The sequence below is a fragment of the Cupriavidus sp. GW823-FHT07B10 genome (assembly GCF_058794355.1).
Window position 1 is genome coordinate 147,601 of the sequence record NZ_JBXAGS010000008.1, and the last position, 17,669, is coordinate 165,269.

Annotated in this window: 17 protein-coding genes; 13 read left to right on the forward strand and 4 right to left on the reverse strand. The window is 68.8% G+C overall.

Going from position 1 to position 17,669, the window contains the following annotated elements:
- Positions 1–325 precede the first annotated feature (325 nt).
- Positions 326–1,510, forward strand: a complete 1,185-nt coding sequence (locus tag AC1Q6V_RS18645) for a helix-turn-helix transcriptional regulator (RefSeq protein WP_010814001.1) — start codon at positions 326–328, stop codon at positions 1,508–1,510.
- Between the two features lie 15 nt (positions 1,511–1,525).
- On the opposite strand, the gene AC1Q6V_RS18650 is transcribed toward AC1Q6V_RS18645, so the two are convergent.
- A complete protein-coding gene (locus AC1Q6V_RS18650; RefSeq protein WP_010814000.1) occupies positions 1,526–1,870 on the reverse strand; it encodes a VOC family protein in 345 nt (114 codons plus the stop codon).
- Positions 1,871–2,081: 211 nt separating this feature from the next.
- Between AC1Q6V_RS18650 and AC1Q6V_RS18655 the strand changes: the two genes are divergently transcribed.
- From AC1Q6V_RS18655 to AC1Q6V_RS18695, 9 genes are all read left to right on the forward strand, one after another.
- The gene (locus AC1Q6V_RS18655) at positions 2,082–3,233 is read left to right on the forward strand and encodes an LLM class flavin-dependent oxidoreductase (protein WP_010813999.1); all 1,152 of its coding nucleotides are present in this window, start codon (positions 2,082–2,084) and stop codon (positions 3,231–3,233) included.
- A 193-nt stretch (positions 3,234–3,426) separates the two neighbouring features.
- Complete coding sequence (locus tag AC1Q6V_RS18660; protein ID WP_010813998.1) at positions 3,427–4,620, forward strand: acyl-CoA dehydrogenase family protein; 1,194 nt, start codon at positions 3,427–3,429, stop codon at positions 4,618–4,620.
- 25 nt (positions 4,621–4,645) lie between these two features.
- Positions 4,646–6,400 (forward strand): FAD-dependent oxidoreductase, encoded by a 1,755-nt coding sequence (locus AC1Q6V_RS18665; protein WP_011616719.1) that lies wholly within the window; start codon positions 4,646–4,648, stop codon positions 6,398–6,400.
- Entirely contained in the window at positions 6,397–6,921 is a 525-nt protein-coding gene (locus AC1Q6V_RS18670; protein ID WP_010813996.1) for a flavin reductase family protein, read from the forward strand. The genes AC1Q6V_RS18665 and AC1Q6V_RS18670 overlap by 4 nt, the downstream gene beginning before the upstream one ends.
- A 19-nt stretch (positions 6,922–6,940) precedes the next feature.
- A complete protein-coding gene (locus AC1Q6V_RS18675; protein WP_454750747.1) occupies positions 6,941–8,647 on the forward strand; it encodes an FAD-binding protein in 1,707 nt (568 codons plus the stop codon).
- On the forward strand, positions 8,631–9,395 hold the full coding sequence (locus tag AC1Q6V_RS18680; RefSeq protein WP_010813994.1) for an SDR family oxidoreductase: 765 nt from the start codon (positions 8,631–8,633) through the stop codon (positions 9,393–9,395). The genes AC1Q6V_RS18675 and AC1Q6V_RS18680 overlap by 17 nt, the downstream gene beginning before the upstream one ends.
- Positions 9,396–9,423: 28 nt before the next feature.
- On the forward strand, positions 9,424–10,491 hold the full coding sequence (locus AC1Q6V_RS18685; protein ID WP_454750746.1) for a 2Fe-2S iron-sulfur cluster-binding protein: 1,068 nt from the start codon (positions 9,424–9,426) through the stop codon (positions 10,489–10,491).
- Position 10,492: 1 nt separating this feature from the next.
- Positions 10,493–12,133, forward strand: a complete 1,641-nt coding sequence (locus AC1Q6V_RS18690; RefSeq protein WP_454750745.1) for a FadD3 family acyl-CoA ligase — start codon at positions 10,493–10,495, stop codon at positions 12,131–12,133.
- Positions 12,133–12,597, forward strand: coding sequence for a nuclear transport factor 2 family protein (locus AC1Q6V_RS18695; protein WP_010813991.1), 465 nt, complete (start codon positions 12,133–12,135; stop codon positions 12,595–12,597). The genes AC1Q6V_RS18690 and AC1Q6V_RS18695 overlap by 1 nt, the downstream gene beginning before the upstream one ends.
- A 96-nt stretch (positions 12,598–12,693) precedes the next feature.
- Here the strand turns inward: AC1Q6V_RS18695 and AC1Q6V_RS18700 are convergent, their stop codons facing one another.
- Positions 12,694–13,560, reverse strand: a complete 867-nt coding sequence (locus tag AC1Q6V_RS18700; protein WP_454750744.1) for an SDR family NAD(P)-dependent oxidoreductase — start codon at positions 13,558–13,560, stop codon at positions 12,694–12,696.
- A gap of 205 nt (positions 13,561–13,765) precedes the next feature.
- Here AC1Q6V_RS18700 and AC1Q6V_RS18705 point away from each other — a divergent pair, with 205 nt between their 5' ends.
- The 3 genes from AC1Q6V_RS18705 to AC1Q6V_RS18715 are packed head-to-tail and all read left to right on the forward strand — an operon-like array spanning position 13,766 to position 15,823.
- A complete protein-coding gene (locus AC1Q6V_RS18705) occupies positions 13,766–14,185 on the forward strand; it encodes a nuclear transport factor 2 family protein (RefSeq protein WP_454750743.1) in 420 nt (139 codons plus the stop codon).
- Positions 14,182–15,039 (forward strand): SDR family NAD(P)-dependent oxidoreductase, encoded by an 858-nt coding sequence (locus tag AC1Q6V_RS18710; protein WP_454750742.1) that lies wholly within the window; start codon positions 14,182–14,184, stop codon positions 15,037–15,039. Before AC1Q6V_RS18705 ends, AC1Q6V_RS18710 begins: the two co-directional genes overlap by 4 nt.
- A gap of 25 nt (positions 15,040–15,064) precedes the next feature.
- On the forward strand, positions 15,065–15,823 hold the full coding sequence (locus tag AC1Q6V_RS18715) for a glucose 1-dehydrogenase (protein WP_010813987.1): 759 nt from the start codon (positions 15,065–15,067) through the stop codon (positions 15,821–15,823).
- 54 nt (positions 15,824–15,877) lie between these two features.
- On the opposite strand, the gene AC1Q6V_RS18720 is transcribed toward AC1Q6V_RS18715, so the two are convergent.
- The gene (locus AC1Q6V_RS18720; protein ID WP_439669749.1) at positions 15,878–16,777 is read right to left on the reverse strand and encodes an NAD-dependent epimerase/dehydratase family protein; all 900 of its coding nucleotides are present in this window, start codon (positions 16,775–16,777) and stop codon (positions 15,878–15,880) included.
- A gap of 43 nt (positions 16,778–16,820) precedes the next feature.
- Positions 16,821–17,651, reverse strand: coding sequence for an SDR family NAD(P)-dependent oxidoreductase (locus AC1Q6V_RS18725; RefSeq protein ID WP_454750741.1), 831 nt, complete (start codon positions 17,649–17,651; stop codon positions 16,821–16,823).
- Positions 17,652–17,669 lie beyond the last annotated feature (18 nt).

Sequence of the window (17,669 nt, forward strand, 5' to 3'; positions counted from 1 at the left end):
GCATCGTCTGTTTGGGTAGGACAGGGGGGCATCACACGGCGTGTAGGGGTTTGCCCTTGAACGGCCGGGATGGGTCTGTCCTTAGTCTGTTTGGAGTATGTGTTCGGCCCGCCGGCGCGTGAGGATTGGCCTGTCCCGCAGGACTAGTCCGGCCAGCGTGTGCAGCCGGTCTTGCCTAGGGCAAACCACGAAGGCGGGGGCAAGCCGCGACCCCTTTGCCGTCCCTATAATCAGGGCACAAAAAAGGGCCACAGAGCCCGTAGCAGGCCAGCGCCGACCCGGCATGCCCGAAGCGCTGCGCACGCCACAATGGAGACAGAGGAAAATGCTGATGGAGGTTAGCCAGAACCAGGCGGCCGCACACCTGTTCGCGCAGGCGACGGTGTCGCTGTCGGAGTTCAGCACATTGCTGGGCAATATCTACCAGGGCCCGATGGAGCAGGTGCCCTGGGGCAAGGCACTGGAACAGATCCGCCGCCAGCTCAATGCCAACTATTGCACCCTGATCCTGCGCTCGCCGGCCACGGACCGGCCCGGGCTGATGATCAATGCGTCCGAGCATGGCTCGACCTTGCCGGGCGAGACCTCCTACAACAACTACTACTACGCGCTCGACCCGTTCATCGGCCTGCCGTCGGACCGGGTGGTGACCATCGATGAGCATCTCGGGCCCGGCGCCTGGTGCCAGAGCGAGCTCTACCAGCAGTTCCTCAAGGACATCGGCATCCGCTACATCCTTGGCGCGGACCTGCGTACCGATGACGGCGTCGAATGCCGCTTCCGCGTGTGCCGCGAGCATGACGGACGCGACTTCTCCGCCGCGGACAAGGCGCTGTGCACCGCGCTGCTGCCGCACCTGAAGCGCGCGGTGGACCTGCACTCGCGCATCGACGTGGTTGAATCCGAGCGCACCGTCTATGCCAGCGCCATTGACCGCATGCTGGTCGGGATGGTGATCCTGGACGAGTCCGGCACCATCATCAAGACCAATGCCGCCGCCGATGAAATCCTGGGCGCCAAGGATGGCATCCGTGTCGCCAAAGGCAGCCTGGACGTGGAATACGGCCAGGAGAACCGCAAGTTCCAGCGCCTGCTGCGCCAGGCCATGATGGGCCACCTCGGCACCACGCCGGCGCTGATGGAAGCGATGTCGATCACGCGCCCGTCCGGCAGCGCCAGGCTGGGCGTGCTGATCCGCACCATCCCGCTCAGCGAGTGGTCCGAGGACAACCGCAAGCGCCCCGCCTGCGTGGTGTTCATCCGCGACCCCGAGCGGCGCTCGCAGGCCTCGCACGAGGTCGTGCGCCAGCTGTTCGACTTCACCCCGGCGGAGACGCAGCTGGCGCTGCAGCTGGCCAACGGGCTCACGCTCGATGAGGCCGCGGACGAGCTCGGCATCAGCAAGAACACGGCGCGCGCGCACCTGCGCGCGATCTTCTCCAAGACCGGCGTGACCCGGCAGGCCACGCTGGTGCGCATGCTGCTGAGCAGCGTGATTTCTCTCGGCTAAACCACGTAACGCACGTCAGGGCTTTGCGCTGAGCACCAGCGCAAAGCCTTCCGGCGTTTCCAGCACCGCGCGCGTCTCATGCGGCCCCTGCGCCGCGGGCAGCGTCACGCCGGCACCGGCACCCACCAGCCGCGCCATTGCCGCGGCGATATCGTCACCCTCATCCACCTTGAAGGCCAGCGCGGGCTGGTCCACCAGGCGTTCCTCGCCGGCCACCAGCGCCAGCGTCAGCGCGCCCGCGTCGAGCGCGCAATAGCGGTTTCCGTCGCGAAACTTCACCGGTAGTCCGAGTCCTTCCGTGAAGAACGGCAGCGCGGTGTCGATGTCCGCGACGGGGTAAAGCAGCAGCCTGGCTTGCATGATGTCCTGATCCTCCTGGTGAAAGCGGGCGTGATGCCCGCGGCCAATGATAGGGATGCTCCATGTCCTGTTCATAATCCAATCAGACGATGTTGCAACGCCTTGCGCCGACCACACTGCGATCACACAGGCCGTTTCGGGCCGGTGGCGCGGCAACGGGCGGCGCCCCGGCGGCGGTCCTGAACCATCAATGCCAGACAAGGGGACTGCAATGCGTTTTTCACTGATCTATGAAGCCCAGACCGTCGATGCCTCGCGTGCCGGCGACCACAAGGTGTTCGATGAAATCATGGAACAGGTGGTGCTGGCCGAGGACATGGGCTTTGACGTGGTCTGGGCGGTCGAGCACACCGCACTGACCAACTATGCGCACATGAGCGCGCCGGAAACCTTCCTGGCCTTCGTCGCCGGGCGCACGCAGCGCATCGGCATCGGCCACGGCGTGGTGTGCCTGCCGCCGGCGATGAACCATCCGGTCAAGGTGGCCGAGCGCATCGCCACGCTGGACATCCTGTCCGGAGGCCGCGTGCACTTCGGCGTGGGCAAGGGCGGCACCCAGCAGGAGGCCGGCACCTTCGGCTACGACCTGAACAGCCTGCACCCGATGATCGACGAATCGATGTACCTGATCCCGAAGATCATGACGCAGGACGAGATCGAGCACGACGGCGAGTTCATCAAGATCCCGCGCCGCCCGATCCACCCCAAGCCGCGCCAGGACCCGCACCCGCTGATGTACCTGGCCTGCACCAATGCCGACACGCTGCAGCGCGCCGGCGCGCGCGGCATGGGCGCGCTGGTGCTTGGCTTTGGCGGCCCCGAGGATGTCGCCAGGAAGAACGAGATCTACCGCGCCGCGTGGGAGACCCGCAAGCCGGAGGACCAGGTGGGCTTCCGCCCGCACCAGCACCTGGCCGCGCTGTGCCCGACCATCGTGCTGGAAGACGGCCTGGCCGCGCGCAAGATCGGCATCAAGGGCCAGCGTTATTTCATGGAGTCGCTGTCGTACTGGTATGCCGGCGGAGAGCGGCCCGACCCGTCCACCTGGGACGACGAGCATGTCACCGCCACGGACGCGCAGGGCAAGGCCGTCATCAACACCAAGTTCGCCTCAGAGAAGGTCTCGGTGGATTTCAGCGACCCGTCGATGATGATGCTCAACCCCAACCATGCCTACGGTACCGTCGAGGACTGCATCGGCTACGTGCAGCGCCTGATCGATTCCGGCGCCGACGAGATCCTGTTCATCTGCCAGATGGGCACGGTGCCGCAGTGGGCGCAGCTGGAAACCATCCGCAATATCGGCGAGCACGTGATCCCGCACTTCCGCAAGCAGGGACGGAAGCTGCGCGCGCTGGCTTGATCGGCGCTATGCAAGCCTGCGGGTTTGCTCCCCTCTCCCGCTTGCGGGAGAGGGGCCGGGGGAGAGGGCCAGAGCATCCACGAAGTCCCACTCACCAAATCGCGACATAGCTAGTCCCAACAGACGATGGCACCCGGCCCCACCGGTGCAAACATCAAGGCCAGCTACAAGACCAAGCAACAAGGAGACCGCGGTGCATCACGACAACAATCCCAAGGAACTGGCGGCACGGCTGATCGCGCGTGCCGAGCAGATGATTCCGGTGCTGGCCGAGCGCGCCGCGCAGGCCGAGGCCGAAGCGCGCATTCCCGCCGAGACCATTGCCGACATGCAGGCCGCGGGCTTCTTCAAGGTGCTGCAGCCCCGCCGCCACGGCGGCTACGAACTCGATCCGCAGACCTTCTTCCGCATCCAGATGGCGCTGGCCAAGGGCTGCATGTCCACCGCCTGGGTCTATGGGGTGGTCGGCGTGCACAACTGGCAGCTGGCACTGTTCGACGAGCGCGCGCAGCAGGAAGTGTGGGGCAGCAACCCTGCCACGCTGATCGCCTCGACCTATATGCCGGTGGGCAAGGTCACGCCGGTCGAAGGCGGCTATCGCTTCTCCGGCCACTGGAAGTTCTCCAGCGGCAGCGAACTGTGCGACTGGATCTTCCTGGGCGGGCTGGTGCCGCCGGCCGAGCCGGGCGGCGCCTATGACTACCGCACCTTCCTGCTGCCGCGCTCCGACTACAAGATCGTGCGCAACTGGGATGTGCTGGGCCTGCGCGCGACCGGCAGCCACGATATCGTGGTCGAGGACGTGTTCGTGCCCGAGTACCGCACCCACCGCGCCGTCGATGGCGCCATGGGCACCAGCCCGGGGCTGGCGGTCAATGACGTTCCGCTGTACCGGCTGCCGTTCGCGCAGATCTTCGTGCGCGCGGTGTGCACCGCCTGCATCGGCGCGCTGGAAGGCACGCTCGATGACTTTGTCGCCTATGCCGACGGCCGCGTCAGCAGCAACGGTGGCGGAAAGACCGCGGAAGACGGCGGCGCGCAGATGGCTTGCGCCAACGCGCAGGTCGCCATCGACGAGATGCGGACCATCCTTGAGCGCAATTTCGACGAGCTGCTGGCCGTTGCGCGTGAAGGCGGCCAGGTGCAGACCCCGCGCCGCCTGCATTTCCGCTACCAGTCCGCGCAAGTGGCCGAGCGCTGCGCGCAGCTGGCCAACGGCCTGCTGCGCTATGCCGGCGGCAACGGCATCTACCGCAGCAACCCGATGGTGCGCCGCTTCCTCGACCTGCATGCGGCCCGCGCCCACTACGCCAACAACCTGGACCGCTTCGGCCAGAACCTGGGCGGCGTGATGATGGGCCGCGCCAACACTGACTTCTTCATCTGAGCCGCGCGCCGCACGGAGATCCAATATGAGCCAGAGCAGAGCGCGCATGCAGCCCAGCGAGTTCGACGTGGTGGTGGTCGGCTCGGGCGCCGGCGGCATGCTGGCCGCCTGCCGCGCCGCGGACCGCGGACTGTCGGTGGTGGTGCTGGAAAAGAGCAGCCAGTACGGCGGCACCTCGGCGGTGTCCGGCGGCGGCATCTGGATTCCGCTCAACCACCATATCGCGCCGGCGGGCGGGCGCGACGACTACGCCACGGCGCTGGAATACATCCTGGCGTGCGCCGGCGAGCACGGCGATCCACAGCGCGTGCGCGCCTATCTTGAGCAGGCGCCCCGCATGCTCCAGTACCTGGAGCAGCAGGCCGGCGTGCGTTACTACACGCTGCCGCGCTACGCGGACTACTTCCAGAAGGTTCCGGGCGCGATGCCGGGCTACCGCGCGCTCGACCCGATGCCGTTCGACGGCGCGCAGCTGCGCGAGGAATTCGCACGGCTGCGGCCGCCGTCGCCGGGCACGCTGGTGGGCGGGCGCGTGGCCGTGACCTCGGCCGAGGCGCATGCGCTGCTGTGCCGCGCGCCCGGCTGGCTGGGCCTGGCGGTGCGCCAGTTTGCCCGCTACTGGCTGGACCTGGGCTGGCGCCGCAAGACCCGGCGCGACCGCCGGCTCACGCTCGGCAACAGCCTGGTCGGCGGCCTGCGGCGGGCCATGATGGACCGCGCGATTCCGCTGTGGCTCGACACCGCGCTGCAGGACCTGATCGTCGAGGATGGCACCGTGCGCGGCGTGCGCGCGGTGCAGGACGGGCGCGTGGTGGAGATCCGCGCGCTGCGCGGCGTGATCCTGGCCGCCGGCGGCTTCGAGCGCAACCAGGCCATGCGCGAACAGTACCTGCCGCAGCCGACCCAGGCCGCCTGGAGCGCGACCCCGCCCAACAACACCGGTGACGGCATCCGCGCCGCCCAGGCCGCCGGCGCCGGCGTGGCGCTGATGTCCCACGTCTGGGGCGCACCCACCGTGCATGTGCAGGGCGAGGAAAAGCAGCGCGCGCTCTTTATCGAGCGCGCCATGCCCGGCTGCCTGGTGGTGAACGGGCAGGGCCGGCGCTTCGTCAACGAGGCCGCGCCGTATTCCGAGTTCGTTCCCGCCATGTACCGCGACCACGAGAAAACCGGCAGCAGCGTGCCGGCGTGGATGGTGTTCGACGCCGCCTTCCGCCACAAATATCCGTGCGGGCCGATCCTGCCCGGCTCGGTCATGCCGGACCGCAGCATTCCGGCAAGCCTGTCCGGCATCCTGGTGCGCGCCGACTCGCTGGCGCAGCTGGCGCAGCGGATCGGTGTCGATGCCGGCGGCCTGGCCGACAGCGTGGCGCGCATGAACCACTATGCTGCCACCGGCGTGGACGAGGAGTTCGGCAAGGGCGACAACCTGTTCGATACCTACTACAGCGACCCGGCAGTGCGGCCCAACCCGTGCCTGGCGCCGATCGGCAAGGCGCCGTTCTACGCCGTGCGCATCGATGCCGGCGACATCGGCACCAAGGGCGGCCTGGTGACGGACGCCAGCGCGCGCGTGCTGCGCGACGACGGCAGCGCCATTGCCGGGCTGTTCGCCATCGGCAATACCAGTGCCTCGATGATGGGCACCAGCTATCCCGGCGCGGGCTCGACACTGGGCCCGGCCATGACCTTCGGCTTTATCGCTGCCGACGTGCTCTCTCAGAACGCGCGCCAGCCTGCCGCCGCGCCCCATGCTCAAACCGTACAGGAGGCCCTATGAGCGCCAACCCCGAACCCAGCACCGCGCTGCGCGAAGACATGCTGATGGCGATGCGCCGCATGGCGCGCTCGGTGGCGGTGATCAGCTGCCGCCATGGCGAGCGCCGCTATTCGATGTCCGTGACCGCGGTCGATTCGCTGTCCGCGGACCCGCCTTCGCTGCTGATCTGCATCAACCGCAATTCTTCGATCTACCCGCCGCTGGATGCCGGCGCGGACTTCTGCATCAACCTGCTGGCAGCCGACCACCGCGATATCGCAGTGGATTGCAGCGGCCGGCTCAAGGGCGAGGAACGCTTCACCAGTGGCGAGTGGGAGGACGATCTGCTCGGCGTGCCGTGCCTGCGCGATGCCCAGGCGAACCTGGTGTGCCAGCAGGATGGCCGCTTCGACTACGGCACGCACGCGGTCTTCATCGGACGCCTGCGCGAGGTAAAGCTGGCTGGCGAGGTGTCGCCGCTGGTCTATGTCGATGGTGCCTACACCACGTCCGCGCCGCTTGGCGCACTGTGTTCGGCCTAAGCCGGGAGCGCAAGCCAGCATGTACCCTCCGACCGATTCCGCCACGCCGGTCCACGCGCCGCTGCGCCTCGACGATCCGGACGCACACCCGTGGCAGGCCGCCTGCGATGCCGTGGTGGTGGGCTTCGGCGCCGCCGGGGCCTGCGCCGCGCTGGAGGCCGCGCATGGCGGCGCGCGCGTGATCGTTGCGGAACGCTTCGAAGGCGGGGGCGCCAGCGCCAAGAGCGGCGGGGTGGTCTACGCCGGCGGCGGCACGCCCTACCAGTCTGCCGCGGGCTATGCCGATACACCGCAGGCGATGGCGGACTACCTGCGCCAGGAGACGGGCGGGGTCGTCAGCGATGCCACGCTGCAGGCGTTCTGTCAGCGCAGCCGCGAGATGATCGGCTGGCTTGAAGGCCTGGGCGTGGGCTTTGCCGCCACCGTGCCGCCGCGCAAGACCTCGTATCCGGCGCAGCCCTACTACCTCTACTACTCCGGCAACGAAGCGGTCGCCGCCTACGCGCAGCATGCCGCGCCCGCGCCGCGCGGTCACCGCGTGAAAGGCCCCGGCATGTCCGGCCGCACGCTGTACGCCGTCCTGCGCGCCGCCGTGCAGGCCCGGCCGGAGGTGACGGTGATGCGCCAGACCGCGGCAAGGCGGCTGATTCTCGACCAGGACGGCGCGGTCGTCGGCATCGAGCTGTGGCAGCTGCCGCCGGGCCGCCACCAGAAACGCCACGCCCGCCTGGCGCGCCTGGCCGAGCGCCTGCACAACGTAGCGCCTGCGCTGGCCGACCTGCTGCGCGAGCGCGTGCTGCAACTGGAACTGCGCCATGCGCGCCCGGTCGCGGTGCGCACCGGCGCGGTGGTGCTGGCCACCGGCGGCTTTATCTTCAACCGCGCCATGGTGGCGCGCCACGCCGGCAAATACCTGCAGAACTGGCGCCTTGGCGCGACCGGCTGCGACGGCAGCGGCATCCGCCTTGGTGAGTCGGCGGGCGCGGCCACGCGGCACCTGGAGCGGGTCTCGGCATGGCGCTTCATCAATCCGCCGTTCGACTGGGCGCGCGGCTGCGTGGTCGATGCGCAGGGTGCGCGCATCGGCAACGAGGAAACCTACGGCGCCACCCTTGGCCACGCCATCTGCGAACAGCACGGCGGGCGGGCCTGGCTGGTCCTGAACCGCGAACTGGCGCGCGCCGCGCTGCGTGAATGCTTGGGCGGCCGGCTGTGGGCCTTCCAGGCCTTGCCCGCGGCGCTGCTGATGCTGGCGGGGGCGCGGCGTGCCTCCAGCCTCGAAGCGCTTGCCGGCAAGCTGGGCATGCCCGGCGCGGCGCTGCGGGCCACCGTCGATGCCTATAACGCCGCGGCCCGCGGCGAGATCCCCGATCCGGCCGGCAAATCGGCGCCGATGTGCGCGTCGCTCGAAACCGGGCCGTGGCTTGCCATCGACATCTCGGCCAACAGCCGCGTCTTTCCGTGCCCTGCCATCACGCTGGGCGGATTGTCGGTGGAAGAGTCCAGCGGCCGTGTACTGGCCGCCGCTGGCGGGGCGCCCATTCCAGGGCTCTACGCCGTGGGCCGCACTGCCGTTGGCATCGCATCCAACCATTACGTAAGCGGCCTGTCGCTTGCCGACTGCATCTGGTCGGGGCGCAACGCGGGCCGCCATCTGACACGACAGCCTGCCGGCGACCGGCAGGCACACACCAACGAGGAGACCACCCATGAGCCAACGTACTGAAGGAAAGATCGCCATCGTCACCGGGGCCGCCAGCGGCGTCGGCAAGGAAGACGCGCTGCTGCTGGCGCGCGAGGGCGCGCGCGTGGTGCTGACCGACCTCAACGAGGAGGCGGGCCATGCGTTGGCGCGCGAGATCGGCGAGACCGCGCTGTTCGTGCCGCATGACATCGCCAGCGAAGCCGGCTGGCAGCAGGTAATGGCGCGCACCGAAAAGCAATTCGGCGCCCCCAGCGTGCTGGTCAACAATGCCGCCATCCTGTTGCTGGGTTCGGTCGAGGACGCCACGCTGGAGCAATGGCAGCGCGTGATGCGCATCAATGCCGACGGCTACTTCCTCGGCTGCAAGTACGGCGTGGCCGCGATGAAGGCGGGCGGCGGCAGCATCGTCAATATGTCGTCGGTGGCGGCGCTGGGCGGCATGGGCGCGTTCTGCGCCTACAGCGCGAGCAAGGGCGCGGTGGCTGCGCTCACGCGCGCGGTGGCGGGGCACTGCAAGCAGAGCGGCTACCGGATCCGCTGCAACTCGATCCACCCGGACGGCATCCTTACGCCGATGACCGCGGCCTTCCTGCCGGGCGGTGCCACGGCCCTGCCGGAGGAGGTGGGTGGCGCCGAGCCGATGCAGCGCATGTGCCATCCGCGCGACGTGGCCAACCTGGTGCTGTTCCTGGCCTCCGACGAATCGCGCTTTATCAACGGTGCGGAACTGCGTATCGACAACGCGCAGACCATCATGGGCGTGGCCTGACCCCGCCCTCAAGCAATAGAAGGACATCATGGCGCCAGTGCAATTCCACCGGCTGCAGATCGCCGAAGTCGTCACGGAAACGGACCAGGCGCATTCGCTGGTATTCGCGCTGCCGGACGGCCTGCGCGATGCGTTTGCCTACCGTCCCGGGCAGTTCCTGACCCTGCGCGTGCCCGTGGACGGCGTGCCGCTGCAGCGCTGCTATTCGCTGTCGAGCACGCCTGAGGTGGACAACGCCCTGCGCGTGACGATCAAGCGCGTGCAGAGCGGGCGCGTGTCCAACTGGATCTGCGACCACCTGGGCGCGGGCGATACGGTCGAGGTAATGCCGCCCGCCGGGGTGTTCACCCCGCCCGCGCTGCATGGCGATTTCCTGCTGCTGGCCGGCGGCAGCGGCATCACCCCGGTGCTGTCGATCGCCAAGGCGGCGCTGCGCCACGGGCGCGGCGCGGTCACGCTGGTCTATGCCAACCGCGACGAGCGCTCCATCATCTTCCGCGAGGCGCTTGCGGAACTGGCGCGCAACCACCCCGGCCGGCTGCGCGTGATCCACTGGTTGGACAGCGTGCAGGGGCCGCCCACGCAGCGCCAGATCGAGGAACTGGTGCGGCCGTGGAGCATGGCGCAATGCTTTGTCTGCGGGCCCGGCCCGTTCATGGACGGCGCCCAGGCCGTGCTTCAGGCCCTGGGGGTGCCGCGCGGGCAACTGCACGTCGAGCGCTTCGTGTCCTTGCCCGATGTGCCGGCGGCCAAGGCACCGGCAAGCGGGGCCGCCAGCGCGGGGGACACCGCCACGGCATCGCCCGCGCCCGCGATGCGCGGCGCCGCACTGACCGTGCAGCTCGACGGCGAGATCCACCACGTCGGCGTGGCGCCGGACGAAACCGTGCTCGACGCGTTGCAGCGCGCCGGCGTGGCCGCGCCCAATTCCTGCCGCGCCGGGCTGTGCGGCGCCTGCATGTGCCAGGTGACGCAGGGCGACGTGACGCTCGGCGAGAACCATGTGCTCGACCGCGCCGACCTGGAGGCGGGCTGGACCCTGGCTTGCCAGGCCCGCCCGTCCAGCGCCGAAATCCACCTGAAGTTCCCGGATTGACATGACCCCATCTGACATCATCGACGCCATTGCGGCACCGGCCGGCCTCGACCTCGACCTCGCCGCCGCCAACGACGACATTGCCGCGACCATTCCCGAGCTGGTGCGGCGCGCGGCCAGGCGCCACGGCGAGCGCATCGCCATCCAGGAAGACGGGCTGCGCCTCACCTACGCCGCGCTCGACGCCAGCCGGATACAGGCGGCCCGGGCGCTGATGGCGCTGGGTGTGCAGCCCGGCGACCGGGTTGCCGTCTGGGCGCCGAACTTCTCCGAATGGATCATCGCGGCGCTGGCCACGCACAGCATAGGCGCGGCGCTGGTGCCGCTCAACACGCGCATGAAGGGGGCCGAGGCCGGCGCCGTGCTGGCCGACAGCGGCGCGCGCCTGCTGCTCTGCGTCGACGCTTTCCTCGGCGAAAGCTATCCGCAGATGCTGGCGCCACACCGCCCCGCCACGCTGGAGCGGCTGGTGATCCTGCGCCCCGGGCAGGGCCGGACGCCCGGCCCCGACGAGCTGGCCTGGGAAGCCTTCCTCGCGCTGGCGCCACAGGCGGACATGGCGGCGTTCGCCAAGCGCGAGGACGGGGTGCGCGGCGACACGCTGATGGACATCATGTTCACCTCGGGCACCACCGGGCGTCCCAAGGGCGTGATGACCGCCCACGCGCAGAACCTGCGTGCCGTCGACGGCTGGGCCGCCATCACCGGGGTGCGGCCGGGCGACCGCTACCTGATCGTCAATCCGTTCTTCCATACCTTTGGCTACAAGGCCGGATGGCTCGCCGCGCTGTCGCGCGGGGCCACGGTGCTGCCCCACCTGGTGTTCGACGCCGAGGCCGTGATGACGCGCGTGGAGAACGAGCGCATCACGGTGCTGCCCGGGCCGCCGACGCTCTACCAGACCCTGCTTAACGCGCCGCGCCTGCGTGAGTTCGACCTGTCGTCGCTGCGTGTCGCGGTGACCGGTGCCTCGGCGATCGCGCCCGCGCTGATCCAGCGCATGCGCGACGAACTGGGCTTCGACACCATCATCACCGGCTACGGCCTGACCGAGTCGTGCGGCTTTGCCACGCTGACCCGCGCCGGCGACGACGCCGAAACCGTCGCCGCCACCTCCGGCCGCGCCATGCCGGGCATCGAGATCCGCTGCATCGATGGGCAGGGGCAGCCGGCCGCCACCGGCGAGGCGGGCGAGGTGCTGGTGCGCGGCTACAACGTGATGCAGGGCTACTTCGGCCTGCCCGAAGCCACCGCCGAAGCCATCGACAGCGAAGGCTGGCTGCATACCGGCGATGTCGGCACGCTCGATGCGCGCGGCTACCTGCGCATCACCGACCGCATCAAGGACATGTTTATCGTGGGCGGCTTCAACTGCTATCCGGCGGAGGTGGAGAAGCTGCTGGTGGCGCATCCGGCCGTGGCCCAGGTGGCGGTAGTGGGCATCCCGCACGAGCGGCTCGGTGAAGTGGGGCGTGCCTACGTGGTGCTGCGCCACGGCGCGCGCGTGGAGGCCGAAACCCTGATCGCCTGGGCGCGCCGGCACATGGCCAACTACAAGGTGCCGCGCGAGGTGCTGTTCGTGACGTCGCTGCCGGTCAGCGCGGCAGGCAAGGTGTTGAAGTACCAGTTGCGTGAAGCCTGATGAACAAGGAACCGATCATGACCGACATTGCCGCCATTGCCGACCGCGTCGCGCGGCTGGAAGCCGCGGAGGCGATCCGCGCGCTCAAGCTGCGCTACCTGCGCGCTTGCGATGACAAGGACCCTGACGCGATGCGCGCCTGTTTCGTGCCGGACAACGCGCATATCCACTATGACCGGATCGGCAGCTTTGCCGGGCGCGAGGCACTGGTGCAGTGCTTTGCGGAACTGGCGTGCCGGCCGACGCTGCGGGAGATGCATTTTGCGGGGCAGGGGGATATCCGTGTGCTGGATGACAATCTGGCGCAGGGCAGCTGGGATCTGGCCTACCTGGCGCTGGATGATGCCAGTGGTTCGCGTACCTTTCTAACGGGACGTTATGCGGATGAGTATGTGCGGATCGATGGTGCGTGGCTGATTCGCTCGACGATGTTCACGACGGGGTTGGTGTCGCAGGGAGGGTAGGAGGCCGCGCTTGTTTGCACCCCTTTCCCGCTTGCGGGAGAGGGGTGCGCATGCGAGAGGTGGTGGCAATTTCCAACGCTCGCGCGCGCCCAATTCCTATTCCACAATCGCCGGATGCACCGGCGGGGGCCCGCCCAGTGCCTGCCGGTACGACGGCGGCTGCACCCCCTCCGAATCGACGATGCCATAGGCCAGCGCCGCTTCGGCGCTAATCAACACCCGGCCGGACTTTTCCATCAGCGCAGGGTCGCGGTACAGCGCATCGATAATCCTCCCCGTGAACTCCGGCGTCTCCGCCACCGGCGCGAAGCCCGCGTACTTGTCCGGATGCTTTTCCCATACCCGCAGTGTGCGCGCAGTGCGCAGCGGCCCCATCCACAGCGACACCGCCGCGACGCCGTAGGGCCGCAGGTCGACCGCCATGTCGTGCGCGAACTTGTCGATGCCCGCCTTCTGCGCGCCGTAGGCCGGACCGTGCATATAGCAGTTGGCACCGAATGACGAGGTGAACACGATCAGCCCGCGGCCCTGCGCGGCCATCATGGGCGCGGCATGCCAGCTGGCGACGTAGCCTGAGCGCAGGCCCACGTCGAGGATGCCGGCCATCTCCAGTGGCTTCTGCCAGAACGGCCCCGGCATGATGAGCTCGTCGTGCAGGAAGGTCGCATTGTTGACCAGGATGTCGATCCGACCGGATTCCTCTCGCACCCGCGCGAACAGACGCGCCACCTGCGCATCGTCGCGATGATCGCACGCGAGCGCGATGCCGCGCCCGCCCAGCGCATCGATCTCGCGTGCGGTGGCGTGGATGGTGCCGGGCAGCGGCGCGCTGCCTTCCTGCTCGGTGCGTCCGGTCACGTACACCGTGGCGCCTGCCGCACCGAGCGCCAGTGCGATGCCCTTGCCGGCACCGCGCGAGCCGCCCGTGACGACGGCGACGATGGCCTGTTCCGCCTGCTTCATGTGTGTCTCCTTCATTGATGTCATCGAAGCTTGGAACGGGCACGGCATCGCGACATCCTTCGTTCGGACTAAGCGATACCCGGTCCGGATACTCCACGCGGACGATGGCCCCCGGCGCGGCAAGGCCGACGATAGTCCCCATCCCAACGACTGCCCGCGCGGCGTATCGCGGCGCTGGCGGTCACAACAAGGAGTGAGACTGGCCATGTCTGACCTGGAGTGCAAGGAAGCCATCCATGCCCTGACCTGCCGCTATGCGCAGGCGGTGGACCGGCGCGATTTCCCGAAACTGGCAGCGCTGTTCACGGCGGACGCATGGCTGAGCGGGCCGGGCTTCCGCATGGACGGAGCGCAGGCGATTGCTGACGGCATGGCATCGCTCGGCCAGTACAGCGCCACGCAGCATCACGTGCACCAGCAACTGGTCGAAGTCGATGGCGATACCGCGACCGGCGAGACCTATTGCGTGGCCAACCACCTGTACGAACAGGACGGCGTGCCGCGCAAGCTGGACTGGGGCATCCGCTACCACGACCGCTTCGTGCGGCGCGACGGCCAGTGGCGCATTGCCGCGCGCGAGCTGGTGGTGGACTGGACGCAGGACCTGCCGCTGCGAGGGGCATGATGACGACGACCCGTGTACTGGAAGGCAAGACAGCCCTCGTCACCGGCGGCGCCGGCGGCATCGGTGCGGCCAGCGCGCTGGCGCTGCTGCGCGACGGCGCGACGGTGGTCCTCATGGGGCGGCGGGGCGAAGCGCTGGAAGCGGCACGGCGCAGCCTGTGCGCGCAGGTGGCCGGCGCCACCGTGGCAATCAGCGCCGGCGACGCTTGCCGCGAGGATGACGTGCAGGCCGCGCTGCAGCAAGCCTGGGAGCTGCAGCGGCGCCTCGATATCGTGGTCGCGACCGTTGGTGGGGGCGGCTTCCGTCCGCTGCTGATGCATGACGCGGCCTCGCTGATGGCGGAGCTGGAGCTGAACATCGCCAGCGCATTCCTGGCGGTGCGCCACGCGTCGCCGCTGATGGCACCGCATGGCGGCACCATCGTCTGTATCTCGTCGAACGCGGCGCGCATGACCTGCCGCTGGCTGTCGGCGTACTGCGCCGCCAAGGCGGGGCTGGAAGCGTTCGTGCGCGCCGCGGCCGAGGAGCTGGCGGGATGCGGCATCCGCGTCAATGCGGTGCGGCCGGGGCTAACCCGCTCCGGCGCGACCGGGCCGATGTTCGACAACCCGGCCATCCTCGACAAGTTCGTCGCGCAGATGCCGCTGGGCCGCGCCGGCGAACCGGACGACATTGCCAGTGCGGTGCGCTACCTGGCGGGGCCGGAATCGGGCTGGGTGACCGGCCAGAGCATCGCCGTGGACGGTGGCAGCGAGCTGCGCGGCAATCCCATCCTCGATGAAACCGTGGCTGCGGTGTATGGCGAAGCCGCGCTGCAGGCCGTGCTGGCCGGCAGGATTCCCGAAGCCGGCTGAAGCCGGCAACTCAAGGAGAGAAACGATGCATCAAGTCAGGGACAAGGTTGCGCTGGTCACCGGCGCGGCCAGCGGGGTAGGGCGCGCCGACGCGCTGATGCTGGCGGCCGAAGGCGCGCGCGTGGTCATCAGCGATGTCAACCAGGAGGCCGGGCAGGCACTGGCCCGCGAGATCGGGGATGCGGCCATGTTCGTGCGCCACGACATTGCCAGCGAGGAGGACTGGCGCAAAGCCATGGCCGCCACGCAGGACCGCTTCGGCCGGCTCGACGTGCTGGTCAACAATGCGGCCATCTGTCCGCTCGGGTCAATCGAGGAAACCTCGCTCGACAGCTGGCGGCAGGTCATGCGCGTCAATGCCGACGGCTATTTCCTGGGCTGCAGGTTCGGTGTGCAGGCAATGAAGGGCAACCCCGCCGGGGGCTCCATCGTGGTGATGTCGTCGGTGGCGGCGCTGGGCGGGCTGCCCATGATGTGCGCATACAGCGGCGCCAAGGGCGCCGTTACCGCGCTGACGCGCAGCGTGGCCGTGCACTGCAAGCAGAACGGCTACCGGATCCGCTGCAACTCGATCCATCCCGATGGCGTCTGGACGCCGATGACGCAGGCGCTGGTGCCGGACCTGGATCCGGCCACGCTTGGTATCGGTACGGACCCGATGGCACGCATGTGCCAGCCGGAGGATGTGGCCAACCTGGTCCTGTTCCTGGCTTCGGACGCGTCGCGCTTTATCAATGGCGCCGAATTGCGCATCGATAACGCGCAGTTGATCTCGGGGCTATAAAGCCTGTAAGGCCGGCTGCGGCGTTCTGCTTGCGCGGGCCGCCGCAGCGTACGGCTAGCTGTACTGCGTCACGATCTCGCCGACCGTGCGCAGGATGTCGCGGCGGCGATAGCCGAGCAGGGCGGCTTCGGCCGCATCCGGCTCGTAGTAGAGCGTGTTGCCCCGGCCGAAGCAGATGGCCGAGTCCGGCAGCAACGGATGCTCCTGGTCGATGACAGGCGGCACCGGGCGGCCCGCGTCGCGGAAGAAGGCACCGAAATAGTCCTGGAACGACAGGTTCTCGTCCCCTACCAGGTAAGCCTTGCCGTTTTCACCGCGCAACAGCGCGCCTTCGATCGCTTCCGAGAGCGAAGTGGCCGAGATGAAGTTGACGCCGCCGGGCGGCGCGAAATCCGGCATCGGCGCAAAGTTGCCGCGGGCGTAGTCGGTATAGGCCTTGAACATCGGCACCATCAGGCCCGGCACCGTGCCCACGACGAACGGCGCGTTCACGCTGCTCACGCGGAAGGCATCGGTGGCCAGCGCGCGAACGCCTTCGTCGGCCAGCTTGCGCGAGCGGATATAGGCGTTGTCCTCGGCCAGCTGCGGCTGTGCCTGCGGGTAGAAGCTGCCGACGTAGACGGCGACCCGGATCCCGGCAGCGCGCGCCGCGCGCAGGAAACGCGGCACGCCCTCGATGTTGGCGCGTTCCCAGTGTGCGGCCTCGTCGCCGCCAGGCGGCACGTGACGCACATCGTTGCCGGCGGCAAAGACCAGCGCGTCGAAGGCGCCGAGCTGCGCGGCCGGCACGTCGTTGGCGATGTAGTCGCAGCGCAGGAAGTCCAGCCCGCCCAGCGCCGTGCCGGGCGCGGGGCGGTTGCGCCCCGCGATGGTGACGTCGTGCCCGCGGCTGCGCAGGTGCAGGGCCGCGTGGCCCCCGATCATGCCGGTGCCGCCGACGATCAGTATCTTCATGCTTGTCTCCTTGGTGGGGTGGTGTGGCCGCGGTGCGCGGCCATCAGAGGTTCATGCCGTTGCCGCCGATGACCGGCATGTTGGTCCACGCGCCCTTGGGGTCGCGATACCAGCCGGCCGCGGCCAGCGCGCCGCCATTGACATGCAGCGCCGTGCCGGTGATCCAGGCCGCGCGCTCGCTGGCCAGGAACAGGATGCCGTCGGCAATGTCGCGCGGCGTGCCGAAGCGGCCCAGCGGAATCCAGCGCGGGATATGGTGCTGGTGTTCCGCAGCGACCATCTGCGACACCGGAACCTGCGGCGTTTCGGTGGTCTCGGGGGCGATCAGGTTGACGCGGATGCCCGCCGGCGCCAGCTCCAGCGCCAGGCTCTGCGTGAAGCCGGTGATGGCGGCCTTGAAGGCGCCGTAGACGCTGCAGTAGGGAATGCCGCGGAAGGCCTCGATCGACGACACCGTGACGATGCTGCCGGCGCCACTGCGCCGCAGCAGCGGCAGCATGGCGCGCGTGACGGTGAAGACGTGGCCCAGGTTGGCGGCGTAGAGGCTGGCGATCTCGTCGTCGGCATAGTGCTCGAACGGCTTGGCGATGCGCAGGAAATCGCCGACGTTGTTGACCAGCACGTCCAGCACACCGAAACGCTGTTCGACCTGCGCAGCCAGTTCGCGCACGGTGCCGGCATCGGTGGCATCGCCCTGTACTACCAGCACTTCCGTGCCGGGCTTGCTCAACAACTCCCGGGCTTGCCCGGCGCGCTGTGCTTCGATCTCGATCAGCGCCACGCGCGCACCCTGTTCCAGGAAGGCTTGCGCGGTGGCGAGCCCGATGCCGGCGCCGCCGCCGGTGACCAGCACGGTCTTGTCGGTGAAATCCATCTGAGTCGTTCTCCTTCG

Bases quoted from the DNA above. Each gene is read 5' to 3' on its own strand.
- AC1Q6V_RS18645 (WP_010814001.1), top strand. From the start codon at position 326: ATGCTGATGGAGGTTAGCCAGAACCAGGCGGCCGCACACCTGTTCGCG.
- AC1Q6V_RS18680 (WP_010813994.1), top strand. From the start codon at position 8,631: ATGAGCCAACGTACTGAAGGAAAGATCGCCATCGTCACCGGGGCCGCC.
- AC1Q6V_RS18655 (WP_010813999.1), top strand. From the start codon at position 2,082: ATGCGTTTTTCACTGATCTATGAAGCCCAGACCGTCGATGCCTCGCGT.
- AC1Q6V_RS18685 (WP_454750746.1), top strand. From the start codon at position 9,424: ATGGCGCCAGTGCAATTCCACCGGCTGCAGATCGCCGAAGTCGTCACG.
- AC1Q6V_RS18720 (WP_439669749.1), bottom strand. From the start codon at position 16,777: ATGAAGATACTGATCGTCGGCGGCACCGGCATGATCGGGGGCCACGCG.
- AC1Q6V_RS18705 (WP_454750743.1), top strand. From the start codon at position 13,766: ATGTCTGACCTGGAGTGCAAGGAAGCCATCCATGCCCTGACCTGCCGC.
- AC1Q6V_RS18670 (WP_010813996.1), top strand. From the start codon at position 6,397: ATGAGCGCCAACCCCGAACCCAGCACCGCGCTGCGCGAAGACATGCTG.
- AC1Q6V_RS18650 (WP_010814000.1), bottom strand. From the start codon at position 1,870: ATGCAAGCCAGGCTGCTGCTTTACCCCGTCGCGGACATCGACACCGCG.
- AC1Q6V_RS18725 (WP_454750741.1), bottom strand. From the start codon at position 17,651: ATGGATTTCACCGACAAGACCGTGCTGGTCACCGGCGGCGGCGCCGGC.
- AC1Q6V_RS18695 (WP_010813991.1), top strand. From the start codon at position 12,133: ATGAACAAGGAACCGATCATGACCGACATTGCCGCCATTGCCGACCGC.
- AC1Q6V_RS18665 (WP_011616719.1), top strand. From the start codon at position 4,646: ATGAGCCAGAGCAGAGCGCGCATGCAGCCCAGCGAGTTCGACGTGGTG.
- AC1Q6V_RS18675 (WP_454750747.1), top strand. From the start codon at position 6,941: ATGTACCCTCCGACCGATTCCGCCACGCCGGTCCACGCGCCGCTGCGC.
- AC1Q6V_RS18700 (WP_454750744.1), bottom strand. From the start codon at position 13,560: ATGAAGCAGGCGGAACAGGCCATCGTCGCCGTCGTCACGGGCGGCTCG.
- AC1Q6V_RS18690 (WP_454750745.1), top strand. From the start codon at position 10,493: ATGACCCCATCTGACATCATCGACGCCATTGCGGCACCGGCCGGCCTC.
- AC1Q6V_RS18715 (WP_010813987.1), top strand. From the start codon at position 15,065: ATGCATCAAGTCAGGGACAAGGTTGCGCTGGTCACCGGCGCGGCCAGC.
- AC1Q6V_RS18710 (WP_454750742.1), top strand. From the start codon at position 14,182: ATGATGACGACGACCCGTGTACTGGAAGGCAAGACAGCCCTCGTCACC.